Source organism: Halioglobus maricola (assembly GCF_009388985.1).
GTDB lineage: Bacteria > Pseudomonadota > Gammaproteobacteria > Pseudomonadales > Halieaceae > Halioglobus > Halioglobus maricola.
Genome location: NZ_CP036422.1, coordinates 1,840,587 through 1,856,271 on the forward strand (window position 1 = coordinate 1,840,587; position 15,685 = coordinate 1,856,271).

Genomic DNA, 15,685 nt, shown 5'->3' on the forward strand with positions numbered 1-15,685 from the left:
TAACAGGAGAGTGTGATGACTGTACGCCCCTTGGCAATATCTGTGCTGTTTTCAGGGCTTTTGTTTGGGCCCGCTCTAAGCAGTGCCCAGCCCTACACAGAGCAGCGTCAACCCTGTGCGCACCGCGATGAGCTCAAGCAGCCTTTTTTTGGCGACTTGCACGTCCACACTCGCTACTCGCTCGATGCGAGTACCCAGGGCACCAGGACCTCGCCGGCCCAGGCCTACGAGTTCGCCCGAGGTGCGAGCCTGGGGATCCAGCCGTGGAGCGATGACGGTGCGCCCATGCGTAGCCTGCAGCTACAGCGGCCACTGGATTTTGCCATGGTCTCTGACCATGCTGAGTTGATCGGCGAAGTCCAGATTTGCAACAATCCGGCAGAGCAGGGGCACGACAGCTGGCAGTGCCTGGTCTATCGGAATATCCCCCGCGCAGCCTATTACCTGTTTAATTTCATGGCGACGATGAAGCAGACCCATCTGGGGCTTTGTGGAGATAACGCGGAAATTTGCCTGCAGGCGTCACTCAAGCCGTGGCAGGAAATGCAGGATGCAGCTGAAGCTAACTACGACCGTTCCGCGACCTGCCAGTTCACCAGCTTTGTGGGCTATGAATGGACCGGTATGGAAGGCTTTAGCGGTGGCAACCTGCATCGCAATATTGTGTTTCGCAATGCAGACGTTCCGCAGCTGCCCCTGAGTTTCATCGACGCTCCGGAACCGCATTTGCTCTGGCAGGGATTGCGCGAAAGGTGCGTCAGTAGCGAAGCCTGTGACGCTATCGTGATTCCACACAATTCCAACCTGAGCGCAGGGTATATGTTCTCGGGAGCGCTTGATGGCGGCGGTCTGATGACTCCGGAGTATGCTGTCGAGCGAGCACAGTTCGAACCACTGGTAGAAATCATGCAGCACAAGGGCGCCTCGGAATGCTACTACGGCCCCGGCAGTAGCGACGAGTTGTGCGCCTTTGAACAATTGCCGGTAGACAATATTGCCGGGCGCAACAATTTGCCCCAACCGGATACGGGTTTTGTGCGGCGGGCGCTTGCCGATGGCTTGAGGCTGCAGGGCGAGTTGGGGGTCAATCCCTACCAGTTTGGCGTGATCGCCAGTACTGACACCCACCTGGGTGCGCCGGGCGCAGCAGAAGAAGACAGGTTTCTGGGGCATGGCGGCGCAGGCGTGCCAGCGGGTGATTCGATTCCTCCGGGACTGCCGGATAAGCTCGAGTACAATCCGGGCGGTCTCGCGGTGGTGTGGGCGGAGGAGAATTCTCGCGATGCGCTGTTTAACGGCATGCGCGCGCGCGAGACCTACGCTACCTCCGGCCCCCGTATAGTCAGCCGGCTGTTTGCCGGGCAGAGTTTCCCCAAAAATCTCTGTGAGCAACCGGACAAAATAGCGCGCGCTTACGCCGAAGGTGTGCCAATGGGAAGCGAGGTCAGTGGCGGTGAAGAAGCCCCGACGTTTTTGGTGGCAGCGAGCCAGGACAATGGTGTGGCGGGTGCCCCGGGTATGCCTCTTCAGCGGATCCAAATCGTCAAGGGCTGGATTGATAAAACGGGAGCGGCCCGTGAGAAAGTCTTTGACGTCGCCGGCGATGCGAACAATGGGGCGTCCGTTGATATCGCCAGTTGTGCAACGAAAGGGGAAGGCTTCGCCCAGCTTTGTACTGTCTGGCACGATCCCGAATTCAATGCGAGCCAGCCCGCATTCTATTACAGCCGTGTACTGGAGAATCCGAGCTGCCGGTGGAGCCAGCGACAATGCGTAGCGGCAGGTGTAAATTGCAATGAAGCAGACACCATCACCGAGGGCTACGAGGGTTGCTGCGCTGCAGAGCACAGGCCGGTCATACAGGAGCGTGCCTGGTCGTCGCCGATCTGGTTTACACCGGCTAAGGCGTCGTGAATTCACCCGCGACCAGGATGTCGCGATAGTCTGCCGGGGCGAAGCCGTTGAATCGGGTGCTGGTCGCCGAGCCATATGCGCCGAGCAAACCAAACTCGATATAGTCACCGGTCTGCATGTCAGCGGGTAGGGGCGTTGCTCTTGACAGACGGTCAACCGGATCGCAGGTGGGGCCGAAGATATGGTAGTCCTGTAGCGACCCCGTCAGCGGCTTGTCTCCCCGCCAGGCCCGAATCGGCAAGTGAAGGTCAACCAGCAGCTGTTCCTGCATTCCGCCATACACGCCGTCATTAATGAACAGGCTGCGCCCGCAATCTCGAACATGAATCACACGCGCTAGCAGCGAAACGCTATCGGCGACCATCGCCCGTCCCGGTTCGCACATGAGTCTGGTTTTGGGCGGCAGAAACGCAGCAGCTGCGGCGTGAATTTCGGAGAAAAACTCGCTGAGCGTCGGTACGTCTGCGCCGGCATAGGCTACCGGAAAGCCGCCGCCGACATTGACCAGATCCGGTGCGCATCCGGCGCGCGCAATGATATCACCGGCCGCCTCCAGGTAGCGGCGGTACATGCCGGGGTCCACGCACTGTGAACCGGGGTGGAACGTGAGTGCGGCCTTGCCACCACGAGCGTGTATGAGGCGCATGAGTTGCACGGCAGCGTCCGTGCTGGCGCCGAACTTGCTACCGAAATCGTAGGCAGCGCCCGCGTGTTCCAGCTTGAAGCGTACGGTATAGCGCACGTTGGTATCACCGCCGCAGGCGCGATAAATTTTGTCGAGTTCAGAGGTTTCGTCGAGGGCGAAAGAGCGCACGCCATAGCGGGCGTAGGCCTCGGTGATGGCGGCGAGGTCTTTCACCGGGTTGTTAAAGTGCAGTACGGCATCAGGCGCAATAGCGAGAGTGGAGCGGACTTCTTCAATAGAGGCGACGTCGAAATGACGGACGCCTGCTTTATGGAGCGTTTGCAGGACTCGCGCTTCTGGGTTGGCCTTGACCGCGTAGCTGACGTCGCCGTGGAAATTTTCCAGAAACACGGCAGCGACTGATTCCAGCTGGCTGGCACAGAAGAGGTACGCGGGCTCTTCCGGCGCGGTATCTGCGATAAATCCGCCAGTGCAGGAGTGGGGCTTTCGCTTGCTCTGGAGCCACTGTTGTTTGATGTCGCCTGTCATGTGCGTATCCCTGAATCTGTTATAGCTCTATTCTGGTCTCAACAGCTGGTGATTTGGGAGTTGCAAAAACTGGTTAATTTGTTCAAATTGGTGTCATATTGAATACATGATTGTTCAAAACGAAAAGTAGGGGGCAATGTGGAACTGAACAAGAATGACCGGCGCCTGCTCAAGGCGTTGCAGCGCAATGCTCGCCAGAGCGTTAGCGAGCTTGCGCGGGAGCTGGATCTTTCCCGCACCACGGTGCAGAAGCGGCTCGCCGCACTTGAGAGCAATGGGGTAATCACTGGGTACAAGGTGAAACTCAGTGATGCCTATCGGGCCGAAACTCTGCAGGCCTACGTCAACCTGGTTGTTGATCCCCGCAAGGGCGCGATGGTAAGTGCGACCTTGGAAAAGTTGCCGCAGGTCGAGGCGCTGTACACCGTCAGTGGCAAGATCGATATGGTAGCGTTGATGCGAGTGCACAGCCCGGCTGAGCTGGATGCGACGCTGGATAAAATCGGCGAAACGGATGGGGTCCGCGATACAGAATCGGCGATCGTGCTGTCTACCCGGTTTGACCGACGTTGAATTGGTTCAGTTATCAAACAGCGCGAGTTGAGATTCGCGGACTTCGTGACGAGGATTGAGGCGCAGACCTGCGCCCAGTAAGCGCACCGGCCGGCTCTGGCGCTGCCAGGCGCTTTCCAGCAGCGCGAGATACGCACCCGGCTGCAGCCAGTGTTCGCCATTGCCAGGAATGACTTCTTCCATCGTGGTCTGGTTGAAGTTATCGAACTTCACTTTCACAAAGCGCTTGTTGGGGTGATATTGCTCTTCGATACGATGAAAGCGGGTCTCCAATTCAGCGAGAATTTTTTCCAGCGCTGTGCGCATGGCATCGATATCAACAAGGTCATCACTATAGGTGTTCTCCACCGAGATCGATTTGCGGATGCGGCTGGTTTGTACCGGGCGGTTGTCTTCGCCGTGGGCCAGCTGAGACAGGCGCAGGCCGTACTTGCCGAAGCGTCGGGCCAATGTTTCCAGTGGTATAGCTTGCAGTTCGCCGCAGGTCGTGGCGCCCAGTTTCTCCAGTTTGGCTGCCGTGACGCTACCAACACCATTGATTCTGGATACGGGCAGTTCGCGCACGAAGCTTGCTACCTGTCCCGGTGCCAGGGTGAAACAGCCATCGGGTTTGTTCCAGTCGCTGCCGACTTTGGCCAGGAACTTGTTGGGTGCAACGCCGGCCGATACGGTTAATTGCAGTTCTTCTTTTATGCTGGCGCGAATTTCTTCGGCGATCAGTGTCGCACTGCCCTGGCACGCGGTAGCTTCACTGACGTCAAGGTAGGCTTCATCGAGGCTCAGTGGCTCAATGACCTCTGTGTAGCGACGGAATATCTCGTGAAACTGGCGCGAAGTCTCGCGGTAGAGCGGGAAGCGGGGTTTGAGTATCTGCAGTTGGGGGCACAACTGGCGGGCGCGGCTGCTGGGCATTGCAGAGCGAACGCCGTATTTTCGCGCTTCATAATTGCAGGTGGCAATAACGCCCCGGCCGGTGCTCCCACCCACAGCGATCGGCTGCCCGATCAGACCGGGATTTTCTCGCATTTCCACTGATGCATAGAACGAATCTGCATCGACATGAATAATTTTGCGCCAGTTCAACTTACGTCCTGGCGGGTGCTTCCAGCATCGCCGCAATGGCGCCCGCGACCTGATCGAGCATGGTATTGCGTTGGCGTGGCTTTGAGCCGAATGCGCTGCAGATGTCCGCAATGCTGTGGAAATTGATCGACAGGGCCAGGAACAGGCGCTGCCTGGCTTCGGCCTGGCTAAGGTGGGACAGGGCCTCGGCCACAATCGGTTCAAGCGCAGCAACCTTGCGAAAGTTCAGTTGCGAGTCATTGCCGGGATTCGTCGCCGGACTGCTGGTGGCGGCCAGTTGCGACAGCATACGCACATAGTAAACGCCCTCCGGGTTTTGTTTCAGATATTCACCCAGAGGAGTGACCAGAGTGCGTGCGACTCGCTCGGCGGGGCGCCATTGTTCCAGATGCGCGCTCTCGAGGAAGCGGTTGCGAAGTGCTTCCACCGCGTCGGCGTGATAGTCCAGAATCGCCTGGATCAGGCCTTTGCGACTGCCAAAGTGATATTGCAGGGCATTGCGGTTCTTTTGACCCGCCGCGAGGGTGATTTCATTGAGCGAAACAGAATCCACCCCGCGCTCGGCGAACAGTTTCTGAGCAGTGCGGATAAACCGCAGGCGCGTATCGGCCGAGCGTGCAGCGTGCTTATTTACATGGCCGCTGGCCATACGGACTACTCCTTGTGGAAAACTCCATCTTAATTCAGGTATCCACCGAACGACAGGTTTCCATCCAGTCGTTCACCGACGCCAGTGGATAGCGCTGTTTGCGCAATACAAAATAGAAACTGCGGCTGAGGTCGCGTCGAGGCAGGGTGAGCGGAACGAGATCGCCATTGGCGAAGTTTCGCTCGAGTACGATGCGGGAGAGGCAGCCTATGCCCAGTCCTGATTCCACTGCATTTTTGATGGCCTCGTTGTGCTTGAATTCAAGATACACATTGAGGGAGGGCAATAGCCCTGCCATGGCCCGGTCGAATGTATGGCGAGCACCGGAATCAGGTTCACGCAGAATCCACGCTGCATCGCGGATATCCCTTGCCGAAAGCGTCTCCTTTTTAGCCAGCGGGTGGTTGGCTGCGCAGAAAACGACGAGTTCATCGTCACGCCAGGGTATTAGCTCTAGCTCGCGGTGCTGGAGTTCTCCTTCAATCATGCCGATATCCACTTCGAAATTAAGCACCTTGGCGGCAATGTCAGGTGTATTCGCAATCTCCAGGCCCACATCGGCTTCGGGATATTTTCCCAGATAGCCAGCAAGGTAGCGGGTGGCCAGGTGATTACCAATGGTGAAGCTGGCGCCAACCTTGATGTGCCCCAGAGACTGGTGTGTCAGCAACAGGTTTTCGAAATGCTGGCAGTGGGCGAGCAGGGATTCCGCTTCTTTGCGCACGGTATGCCCCACCGCATTGAGGGCGAGCTTATTGCTGACGCGATCGAACAGGGGGACGTCGTAGCCCTGCTCGAGATTGAGCAGCGCTTCGCTGGCGGCGGACTGTGACATGTGTAGTTCGCCCGCCGCACGGGATATGTTTTCGTGGCGTGCAACCTCGAGAAAAACCTGCAATTGCTTGAGCGTAAATTTCACGCCGACTCCTGGTTTGAGTTGCCATCGGAAAAACCGATACTTGCATCCATAATATCCTGTTTTACATATAGTGGGAACGGGCGTAAGCTGCCGGCTCTTTTTTTGATGGATTCCACAGGACACCGACATGGCTGAACAAAAAGCAACAAATGTGCACTGGCACGAAGGCGATATTACCCGTGAGCACCGCGAAAAGCTGCTGGGGCAGAAGGGCGCAACGCTCTGGTTTACTGGCCTGTCTGGCAGCGGCAAAAGCACCGTTGCGGTTGAGCTGGAAGGCATGCTGCACGAACGTGGCGTGGCCTGCTACCGTCTCGATGGCGACAACGTCCGTATGGGTATCAACAAGAACCTGGGTTTCTCAGCAGAGGACCGGGCTGAGAATATCCGCCGTATCGGTGAAGTGGCCAAGCTGTTCGTAGACAGCGGGCAGATCGCTTTGTCCAGTTTCGTGAGCCCTTATAAAGCAGACCGCGATGCTGTGCGAGCGCTACACGACGAGGCCGGTATGGATTTCATAGAGGTGTTCGTCGATTGTTCTCTGGAAGCCGCCGAAGCGCGTGACCCCAAGGGCCTGTACAAGAAAGCCCGCGCAGGCGAAATCAAAAACTTTACCGGTATTGATGACCCTTACGAGGCGCCCGAAGCACCGGAACTACATTTGCACTCTGACCAGCAGTCGCTGGAAGAAGAAGTGAACCTCATTCTCGACCTGCTGCGCGAACGCGGCATCGTCACCAAGTAAGCTGGAGAACATAATGATCAAGCCCCATGGCTCAGACGAACTGAACCCGCGCTATGTATATGACGATGCGCAGCGTACTGCCCTGATAGCGGAGGCCGAGGGCCTTCCCTCGCTCCTGCTCAACTCTGCCGCGGCGGCCAATGCTGTAATGCTCGGTGGCGGTTATTTCAATCCCCTGGACGGTTATATGACGCTCGCCGATGCCCTGAGCGTGGCTGAGAACATGACCACCAGCGCTGGCGTGTTTTTCCCTGTTCCCGTACTCAATATGACCGACGAAACGGGTATTGAAGCCGGCAGTCGTATAGCCTTGCGCGACCCGAATGTCGAAGGAAATCCGGTGCTCGCGATTATGGATGTCGAGGGTGTTGAGTCTGTCAGCGACGAGCAGATTGATTTTATGGCGGAGAAGATCTTCCGTACTCTCGATGGTGATCACCCTGGCGTCGCGACGTTCAAAAGCCTGGGTAAGACCGTGCTGTCTGGCCCCATTCAGGTGCTCAACTTCTCCTACTTCCAGGCAGATTTCCCCGAGACCTTCCGCACCGCGGTTGAGATACGTAATGAAATCGCCGAGCGCGGCTGGAACAAGGTTGTGGCATTCCAGACCCGCAATCCGATGCACCGGGCGCACGAAGAATTGTGCCGCATGGCCAAGGATGACCTGAATGCCGACGGTATCCTCATCCATATGCTGCTGGGCAAATTGAAGCCGGGCGATATCCCTGCGGATGTGCGCGATGCGTCGATTCGCAAGATGGTTGACGTCTACTTCCCCGAGAATACCGTCATGATCACTGGTTATGGCTTCGACATGCTTTACGCTGGCCCGCGCGAGGCTGTACTGCACGCGGTGTTCCGTCAGAACTGTGGCTGTACTCACCTGATTGTCGGCCGCGATCACGCCGGTGTAGGCGACTACTACGGTGGTTTTGATGCCCAGACCATCTTCGATGAGGAAGTTGCCGACGACGCTTTGGAGCTGGAGATCTACAAGGCCGATCACACAGCCTACAGCAAGAAGTTGAACAAGGTTGTGATGATGCGCGACGCGCCTGATCACGCCAAGGAAGACTTTGTGCTTCTGTCGGGCACCGCCGTACGCGAAATGCTGGGCAAGGGTATCGCGCCTCCGCCCGAGTTCTCTCGCCCGGAAGTCGCCAAGATTCTGTCCGACTACTACCAGTCTCTGGATAGCTGATCGCGGCGATGGACTACGACATATTCAATGGTGATGCCGATGGCATCTGTGCCTTGCTGCAACTGCGCAAGGCGGAGCCCCGGGAGGCCAAACTTGTCACCGGTGTTAAGCGTGATATTAACCTTCTTGGCAAAGTCGATGCACAATCAGGCGATCGTCTGACTGTGCTCGACGTTTCGATGGACAAGAATAAGGCGGGACTCGGGGCGGCACTCGAGGCGGGAGCCGAAGTGTTCTACGTCGACCATCACTTTCCCGGTGATGTCCCTGAACACGCCTCGCTGACGAGTATTATTAATGAGTCCCCCAATGTCTGTACGGCGGCGCTGGTCAATGGCCACCTCAAGGGCGCCTATCTTGATTGGGCGGTTACCGGTGCGTTTGGTGACAATCTGAAAGAGACTGCGCGCAGCCTCGCCGGTGATCTGGACATTTCCGCTGCCGACCTGGATTTGCTGGAAAAATTGGGCACGTTTATTAACTACAACGGTTACGGCCCGGCGGTTGAAGATCTGCATTTTGATCCTGAGGCGCTCTATCTCCGTCTCTATCAAGCTGATAGCGCGTTGGAGTTCGCAACCGCATCTGCTGATTTTCGCACGCTGGCCGATGGCTATGCTCAGGATATGGGTGCTGCTGAAGCGCTTAGCCCGAGCATGGAGACCAGCAAGGTGGCGCTCTACACGCTGCCCAATGAAGCCTGGGCGAGGAGAGTGAGCGGGGTGTTCAGCAATGATCTCGCGACCGCGCATCCTGAACGCGCCCATGCTGTGCTTACTGCGAAAGACAACGGCAACTTCCTGGTGAGTGTCCGTGCGCCTATGGTGAACAAGCAGGGTGCAGCTGAGCTGTGCATGCAGTTCCCTACAGGTGGGGGCAGGGCGGGAGCTGCCGGCATAAATGATTTGCCAGCAGAACAGCTCGATGCGTTTGGTCGTGCCTTTGGAGAGGCCTACGGCGCCTGAGTGTTACGCGGGGCCGGCGCCTCTGAGAGGCGCTGAACCTGGTCCACGAAGTGCCACGGCGCGAGCATGGGTTTGAGCTTGTTCGCGGGCACTGGCGGGCTGAATAGATACCCCTGAAGGAAGCCGGCTCCGTTTTCAGACAAGAATTTGAACTGTGCGTGGGTCTCCACGCCAGTTACCAGCACTCTCAATCCCAGGCTTCGTGCCATGGCGATGATCGCCACAATCAGTTTTGCTCCCGCTTCGCTGCGGCCACTGTCCAGCAGGAACTCCCGCGCGATCTTGATCTCGTCCAGCGGGTACTGGCTCAGGTAGGTGAGGGGAGAATAGCCCGTGCCAAAGTCATCCACGGAAAGGTAGATGCCAGTTTCTTTGAGCGCCTGCAGTGCCTCGACCGTCTCTTTGTCGTTGCTGGTCATAATGCTTTCGGTCAGCGCCAGCTCCAGTTGCTCAGGCGCAATATTGAACTGGCGGATCACCTCGCGGATTCGGCTAATGAACTCTGTGTCAAATTGCAGGGCTGAGATATTGATTGCTACTTTTTTGAGTTTTACGCCGGCACGGTTGAATGTCTGTACCTGACGGCAGGCCTCGACCAGTACCCAGTCCCCCAGCTCTTCGATAACACCGATCTCTTCCGCCAGGCGGATGAAATCGCCAGGGGGGATCATGCCTTCTTCCGGGTGCTCCCAGCGGAGTAGGGCTTCCACTCCGGCGACAGAGCCCGAGCGTGTGTCCACCTGAGGCTGGTAGTGCAGCGATAATTCATTGCGCTCAATAGCGCGGCGCAGGTCAGCTTCCAGACGCAGCCGATTCTGACCTTCCTCGCCCATGCCCGGGTTGTACACTTCGATACCGCTGCCCGTTGTTTTCTTGGCATGCCATTTGGCGACGCTTGCCGCTTTGATGAGGTCTTCAACTTCAGCGCCGTGTTCAGGTGCCATGGCGATGCCGACAGCGGGCTTTATCACCAGCTCGTGTTCGTCGATATTGAACGGCGTCTGTAAGGTCTGCATGATTCGGTCCGCCACTTGCAGAACCGCTGCTTCGGATTCGACTTCGTTCAGCACCACGGTGAACTCGTCGCCGCCAAGGCGCGACACAGCGATGTCTGCGTCGCTATTGATCAGATGGCCGATACTGTCGCTTTCACGTACAGCCCGGCTCAGGCGCTGGGCGACCTCTTGCAGCAGACGGTCACCCGTGGCGAGGCCGAGGGAGTCGTTAACCCGTTTGAACTCATCCAGATCTATAAAGAGCAGGGCCAGATTTTGCTTGTTGCGATGATTGAGCTTCAGTAGCAGATCAAGTTGCTCGCTGAAAAGCTGGCGATTGGGAAGCTGGGTCAGTTTGTCGTAGTTGGACATGTGATGCAGTCGACTGCGGGTCTTCTTTACCTCGCCGACGACTTTGTTGAGCTGGGCATTGCGTTCGGTCAGCTGCGATGTGCGTTGCTCCACTTTGAGGCTCAGCAAGCGGTTGCCGATTTCCTGTTCAGCCTTGAAGTTTTTGACACCACCGAGCACCGTATTGATGACGCGCGCCACATCCTGCATTTCTCCCGGGCCCTCAAGGTGCACTGGCCCCTTTACTTCGCCGGCAGCGATGTCATCCGCCAGCTGGCCAAGTTGTTGCAGGGGGCGAGTGATGCGCCTTCCCACTAACCACCCGGCAATACTGCAGACGATAACGAGCACGAGAATCCAAATGAATACCTTGCCCGCCTCCAATAGTGAGGCGGTGGCGAGTTCATTGCGATCGAGCAAGAGGTGCAGGTAGCCGATCACCCATTGACTTTGACTGCGGTTGGGCGAGGTGAGGGCGATTGCAAAATCGGCTTCAGTCAGCCTGCGTTCGGCTGGATTGACGAGGGTGAATATCGGCAGGCTGAAGTAGGCCGGGGTGCTCTGGGGAATGACAGAGTTTAGCAGGGAAAGGTCTATGGGCTGCTGACTCCCGTCGAACGCGACAAGTACTTCGTCAAGGGTCAGGGCATCGCCTCGGACAGTCGTAAAGTCGGCGGGATTAAAAGTACGCGCGATGGGGTTATCGCGACTTACCAATTCTGTCCCGGTGTTGTTATAGATAATCGCGCCGGCAACGGCCGCTTGCTGGAAGAAGTCTTCCAGCGTCTCTTCCATGGCGGCAATATCGTTGCGATAGATGTGGAACTGCAGATCGGGCCTGGCCAGCAGCTGACTGGCAGAGCTACGGGTAAGCTGTTCCAGTTGGGTATGGTATTCACGCAGTCCGGTAACGGTGCTCGCAACGATTCCCATCAGCAGCGCACTGATCACGAAAACCAGATTGAGCCGGGTCGTCATACTCATACGCTGCTCTCCCTGCGCGCGCGACGACCGCGAAGACAAAGCGCCTTGTGCCCCGGTACTGTTACAACTGCCATGTCACTTGTCCCGTTATGCCCCCTGTGCAAGGGAGTGCTGTATCGTCCGCGCGCAGTCCATCCTGTACATTGCGCGAGCAAATTATTGCAGCCAAATTACCACGAGCCATGCCCGCCGTGCAATGTGTTGCAGAGGCCCTGCCTATTCTTGCTGGGCGGGTGGCTGATCGCAGTAACCCTCTTCATTGCCGCCGTACCAGAAGAGGGGGTCGATCTCAGCATTGAGAGGCTGCTCGCGGGCCTGGCGATGAACCCAGTCGGGGGTGGACATCAGCGGTCGACCGATGGAAATGGCCTGGGCGTGCCCGCTGGCCAGGGCTGCGCGAGCGCTGGCAAGATCGTAACAGCCGTTGGCAACCAGATTGCCGCGATAGAGCTTACGCAGGTCCCCTGGCGTGAAGTCCAGTTCGCCCCCATCCCCTGTGTCGACTGCTAATGAGTCGAACCCTCGCTCAACGATTTCGAGGAAGGCGAGAGGGCGCTTGTCCAGCTCACGCACCGCGTGGGTGAATACGGTGCGCGGGTCGCTGTCGCTGCAGTCCCAGGTAACGGTGAAGGGCGACAGGCGCACTGACGTGCGGTCCGCACCGATCGCTGTACTCACCGCGTCGGTGACTTCGAGCAGGAAGCGCGCCCGGTTCTCTACTGAGCCGCCATACTCGTCTTCGCGGCGATTAACGCCGTCGCGCAAAAACTGGTCGATCAGATAGCCGCTGGCAGCGTGAATCTGCACACCATCGAAACCCGCTTCAATGGCATTCAAGGCAGCCTGTCGATACTGTTCAATAACCTCAGGAATTTCTTCCAGCGCGAGTGCTCGCGGAGGCGTGCAGGGCTCGAAACCATCGGCGGTGAAGGTGTTGATTTGTCCGGCGGTGGCCGAGGAGGAGACGGGTGCTTCACCTTCTGCCTGCATCTTGCTGTGTGAGACTCGCCCGACATGCCATATCTGGCAGATAATCCGCCCGCCGGCCGCATGTACCGCATCCGTCACCCTGCGCCATCCTGCGATCTGCTCCTCCGTGTGGATGCCTGGTGTAGCGATCGAACCGGTGCCCTGGGGGGATATCTGGGTGGCCTCGGAAATGATTAGCCCGGTGCCCGCCCGCTGCCGGTAGTACTCGACCACGGCATCTGTGGGGATGCGCTCCGGTGACCTTGCTCGGGTCATCGGGGCCATCAGAAAGTGATTGGCAAGGTCAAAGCTGCCCAGAGTGACTGGGGCAAATGGGTCGAGGGAGCTCATCTATCGTTCCTGTATTAATCTAAGGCGAGAGTATTATTATGCGGATCGTTTGGCGACGCGCCAGTAGGGTAAAAGAATACCGCTTTGGGGTCTGCGCCCGCATACCGCATTGCGGCTACTGTTGTGGCCTACCACGACAAACGGATATGCTTGGCGTTTTCCTCCAGGGTGTATTGCACAATGATTGACCAGCTGCTCATAGTCGGGCTATTCGTCGCCCTGCTGGCCAGTCTCATATTTACGGATTGGCCGGCGGTGTGGGTTTTCGTCGGATCGATGCTGGCGGCGTATTTTCTCGGGCTGGTAGAAACTGAGCAGGTTTTGGCCAAGGCGTCCAATATGGGCCTGATGACGCTGATTCTGCTGTTGCTTGTATCGGTAGGGCTGGAAAAGTTGTCATGGCTGACGCGTTTGTCAGGCAAATTGATTTCATCTAACTACGCTCTCAGTCTGTTGCGCCTGGGGACTGTCACGGCATTCTTCTCAGCGTTTGTAAACAATACCGCAGTCGTGGCGACACTGGCGCACACCGTGCGCAGCAATCGGCATCATCCGGCGTCGCGTCTACTGATACCGCTTTCCTATGCCGCTATCCTCGGCGGCACTATGACTCTGATCGGTACGTCCACCAACCTGATTGTCAGTAGTTTTCTCGAAGATGCCACCGGACAGGGCCTGGCGTTTTTTGATTTTTTCCTGGTCGGATTCTCGGTCACGGTCGTGGGCCTGATTGTCATGCTGCTCAGCTCCAGTTTGTTGCCCCGCAGCGGCGGGGAGCAGATCGACATTAACGAATACCTGATCGAGGCAGAAGTCAGTGCCGATTCCGGCCTGGTTGGCAAGAGTATTCTGGACAATGGTTTGCGTGAATTGGAAGCCTTGTTCCTCGTTGAGATTGTCCGCGGAGATCATCTGGTGTCGCCGGTTGCCCCCTCCGAATTTATCGAGGCGGGCGACAAACTGATCTTCTCGGGCGATATCAAGCAGGTAAATGCACTGGAGTCTTTTCCAGGGCTGCATCTGTTTGCCATTGAAGAGGGATTGCTGCGCGAGAATATGACGGAAGTGATCGTCATGCCCAACGCTTCAATCGAGGGCAAGACCATCAAGGACAGTGGCTTCCGATCACTGTTTGATGCGGCCGTTGTCGGTATGCGGCGCGGCGGTAAGCGTCTCTCTGGCAAGCTCGGCAATATCACGATCCAGGCGGGCGACAACCTGATGCTGGCCGTGGGTGCAGACTTCAATGAACGGAAGAATCTGGATAAGAATTTTGTGGTGGTGGAGGACGCGGTGGGCGGAGCGAGCGCGACGCCGGCGCAGAATTACTTCATCACAGCTACCCTGATAGCCGTTGTGGCCCTGGCGACAACGGGCATGGTCCCGCTGATCAAGGGTATGGCCTTTCTGCTGATCTGCATGCTGCTGATGGGCGTGGTGCGCGGGTCGGAATTGCGCCGCCGCTTCCCATTCGAGCTTTGGCTGATTATTACCTCGGCATTGACCCTGTCGCAGGCGCTAACCAATGCCGGCGCAGTGGCGGCCTTGTCGAACGTACTGCACGTCTATCTGGGTGAGCTGGGTCCCTGGGCGGCTATGGCCGGGATTTACTTCGGCACCCTGGTCCTCACCGAGTTGATGACTAACAATGCCGCAGCGGCGTTGGCGTTTCCTGTTGCGTTCGGTCTTGCGGAAAGTTTTGGGATCGATGTCATGCCTTTGGTAATGGCTGTCGCGTTCGGCGCTAGCGCCAGTTTCCTGACCCCCTACGGCTATACCACAAACCTGATGGTGCAGAATATTGGCGGTTATAGTTTGGGCGACTACTTTCGCGCGGGCCTGCCGCTCTCGATCTGTTACTCGGCGACAGTGCTGTTGTTAATCCCGCTGGTCTTTCCCTTCTAGTGGCTGCCGGTACTCAAGCCGGCTAGCCATTGGGCGATACAGGCGCTGGTGCCCTCTGGGCTGCGCGCCCAATTCACATGACCCAAATATTCTCCCTGCTCTTCAGCTCCCAGGCTGACACGGCTTACGTTGGCACCGCTAAGCGGAGAGAGGGCGCGCTCGATGGCCGCCTGGGTGGCGAAATTATCCTGTTCGAATGCTATCGCCAGCACTGAGCCGGTAAAGGCACCTGCTACCGCGATATTGGTGTGGCCGTCGTAATCGAAGCTTCCGCTCAAACACCACTGACGCCACTGCATCATCATGCCAATTGATTCGCGGGATCCGAAGCCCATGAGGCCGCCGGGGTAATAGCCCGGTGCCAGTTTGAACAGCGGCATAACGGTGCACAGAAAACGCAACAGGAGCCGTTCCTTGCCTGGATAGTCAAGGTAGTGTGGAAACGCGCAGGCCAGATGCAGGACGCCCGCAAGTCGCGAAGGCGCACGTCCTGCGTAAATAGTGCTCAGGTGGCCGCCAAGGCTGTGGCCGCCCAATACAATTTTGCAGCCGGGGGATTGGAGTTCTAACCAATCCAGCGCGGCGGGAATATCGAATTCCAGTAAGTCGTCGAGAGAGAACTGGCAGCTGTAGCTGGGCCGCAGGGCGCTGTTGCCGTGGCCGCGCTGCTCCATTACCGCAACGCTGTGGCCTCGGTCGCACAGCTGTTCGGCGAGCCTGCGGTAAAGCTTTGCCTGGATGCCGAGCGCGGGTAGCAATAGCAACACGGTGCCCGTGCCTGTGGCCGGGTACCAGTAGAGGGGGATCGTCGTGCCGTCGCCGGCTGTAATTTCCTGGATGGGGTCGTTCATGCCCTCGACACTATAACTATCTGAACCTGAACGCCAGAAAATCGCCCTGAAGCCAA

The 15,685-nt window shown here is 57.6% G+C and carries 13 protein-coding genes; 6 read left to right on the forward strand and 7 right to left on the reverse strand.

Going from position 1 to position 15,685, the window contains the following annotated elements; all coding sequences use genetic code 11:
* Positions 1-15: 15 nt before the first annotated feature.
* The gene (locus EY643_RS08330) at positions 16-1,914 is read left to right on the forward strand and encodes a DUF3604 domain-containing protein (protein WP_152661766.1); all 1,899 of its coding nucleotides are present in this window, start codon (positions 16-18) and stop codon (positions 1,912-1,914) included.
* Here the strand turns inward: EY643_RS08330 and EY643_RS08335 are convergent.
* Positions 1,901-3,088 carry a type III PLP-dependent enzyme domain-containing protein gene (locus EY643_RS08335; protein WP_152661767.1) on the reverse strand — a complete coding sequence of 396 codons (1,188 nt, stop codon included), beginning with the start codon at positions 3,086-3,088 and terminating at the stop codon, positions 1,901-1,903. The two genes, EY643_RS08330 and EY643_RS08335, sit on opposite strands and share 14 nt — an antisense overlap.
* A gap of 138 nt (positions 3,089-3,226) precedes the next feature.
* Here EY643_RS08335 and EY643_RS08340 point away from each other — a divergent pair, with 138 nt between their 5' ends.
* Positions 3,227-3,661 (forward strand): Lrp/AsnC family transcriptional regulator, encoded by a 435-nt coding sequence (locus EY643_RS08340; RefSeq protein ID WP_152661768.1) that lies wholly within the window; start codon positions 3,227-3,229, stop codon positions 3,659-3,661.
* 6 nt (positions 3,662-3,667) lie between these two features.
* Here EY643_RS08340 and dinB read toward each other — a convergent pair whose 3' ends face one another.
* From dinB to EY643_RS08355, 3 genes are read right to left on the reverse strand one after another with little or no spacing between them, the layout of a single operon-like run.
* Positions 3,668-4,744, reverse strand: a complete 1,077-nt coding sequence (gene dinB, locus EY643_RS08345) for a DNA polymerase IV (RefSeq protein ID WP_152661769.1) — start codon at positions 4,742-4,744, stop codon at positions 3,668-3,670.
* 1 nt (position 4,745) lies between these two features.
* Positions 4,746-5,393, reverse strand: coding sequence for a TetR/AcrR family transcriptional regulator (locus tag EY643_RS08350; protein ID WP_152661770.1), 648 nt, complete (start codon positions 5,391-5,393; stop codon positions 4,746-4,748).
* A 34-nt stretch (positions 5,394-5,427) separates the two neighbouring features.
* Entirely contained in the window at positions 5,428-6,312 is an 885-nt protein-coding gene (locus EY643_RS08355; RefSeq protein ID WP_152661771.1) for a LysR family transcriptional regulator, read from the reverse strand.
* Positions 6,313-6,439: 127 nt separating this feature from the next.
* Between EY643_RS08355 and cysC the strand changes: the two genes are divergently transcribed.
* The 3 genes from cysC to EY643_RS08370 are packed head-to-tail and all read left to right on the forward strand — an operon-like array spanning position 6,440 to position 9,223.
* Complete coding sequence (cysC, locus tag EY643_RS08360) at positions 6,440-7,057, forward strand: adenylyl-sulfate kinase (RefSeq protein ID WP_152661772.1); 618 nt, start codon at positions 6,440-6,442, stop codon at positions 7,055-7,057.
* 13 nt (positions 7,058-7,070) lie between these two features.
* Entirely contained in the window at positions 7,071-8,258 is a 1,188-nt protein-coding gene (gene sat / locus EY643_RS08365; protein WP_152661773.1) for a sulfate adenylyltransferase, read from the forward strand.
* Between the two features lie 8 nt (positions 8,259-8,266).
* The gene (locus EY643_RS08370; protein WP_152661774.1) at positions 8,267-9,223 is read left to right on the forward strand and encodes a DHH family phosphoesterase; all 957 of its coding nucleotides are present in this window, start codon (positions 8,267-8,269) and stop codon (positions 9,221-9,223) included.
* Here the strand turns inward: EY643_RS08370 and EY643_RS08375 are convergent.
* Both EY643_RS08375 and EY643_RS08380 read right to left on the reverse strand, forming a co-directional pair.
* The gene (locus tag EY643_RS08375) at positions 9,211-11,553 is read right to left on the reverse strand and encodes a putative bifunctional diguanylate cyclase/phosphodiesterase (RefSeq protein ID WP_152661775.1); all 2,343 of its coding nucleotides are present in this window, start codon (positions 11,551-11,553) and stop codon (positions 9,211-9,213) included. The genes EY643_RS08370 and EY643_RS08375 overlap by 13 nt on opposite strands.
* Positions 11,554-11,769: 216 nt before the next feature.
* Entirely contained in the window at positions 11,770-12,873 is a 1,104-nt protein-coding gene (locus EY643_RS08380; RefSeq protein ID WP_152661776.1) for an alkene reductase, read from the reverse strand.
* Between the two features lie 180 nt (positions 12,874-13,053).
* On the opposite strand from EY643_RS08380, the gene EY643_RS08385 reads away from it, so the two are divergent.
* The gene (locus tag EY643_RS08385) at positions 13,054-14,778 is read left to right on the forward strand and encodes an SLC13 family permease (RefSeq protein ID WP_152661777.1); all 1,725 of its coding nucleotides are present in this window, start codon (positions 13,054-13,056) and stop codon (positions 14,776-14,778) included.
* On the opposite strand, the gene EY643_RS08390 is transcribed toward EY643_RS08385, so the two are convergent.
* Entirely contained in the window at positions 14,775-15,629 is an 855-nt protein-coding gene (locus EY643_RS08390) for an alpha/beta hydrolase family protein (RefSeq protein WP_170287327.1), read from the reverse strand. The two genes, EY643_RS08385 and EY643_RS08390, sit on opposite strands and share 4 nt — an antisense overlap.
* Positions 15,630-15,685 lie beyond the last annotated feature (56 nt).

Bases quoted from the DNA above. Each gene is read 5' to 3' on its own strand.
- EY643_RS08385 (WP_152661777.1), top strand. From the start codon at position 13,054: ATGATTGACCAGCTGCTCATAGTCGGGCTATTCGTCGCCCTGCTGGCC.
- EY643_RS08380 (WP_152661776.1), bottom strand. From the start codon at position 12,873: ATGAGCTCCCTCGACCCATTTGCCCCAGTCACTCTGGGCAGCTTTGAC.
- EY643_RS08370 (WP_152661774.1), top strand. From the start codon at position 8,267: ATGGACTACGACATATTCAATGGTGATGCCGATGGCATCTGTGCCTTG.
- EY643_RS08390 (WP_170287327.1), bottom strand. From the start codon at position 15,629: ATGAACGACCCCATCCAGGAAATTACAGCCGGCGACGGCACGACGATC.
- EY643_RS08330 (WP_152661766.1), top strand. From the start codon at position 16: ATGACTGTACGCCCCTTGGCAATATCTGTGCTGTTTTCAGGGCTTTTG.
- EY643_RS08350 (WP_152661770.1), bottom strand. From the start codon at position 5,393: ATGGCCAGCGGCCATGTAAATAAGCACGCTGCACGCTCGGCCGATACG.
- EY643_RS08375 (WP_152661775.1), bottom strand. From the start codon at position 11,553: ATGAGTATGACGACCCGGCTCAATCTGGTTTTCGTGATCAGTGCGCTG.
- cysC (WP_152661772.1), top strand. From the start codon at position 6,440: ATGGCTGAACAAAAAGCAACAAATGTGCACTGGCACGAAGGCGATATT.
- sat (WP_152661773.1), top strand. From the start codon at position 7,071: ATGATCAAGCCCCATGGCTCAGACGAACTGAACCCGCGCTATGTATAT.
- EY643_RS08335 (WP_152661767.1), bottom strand. From the start codon at position 3,088: ATGACAGGCGACATCAAACAACAGTGGCTCCAGAGCAAGCGAAAGCCC.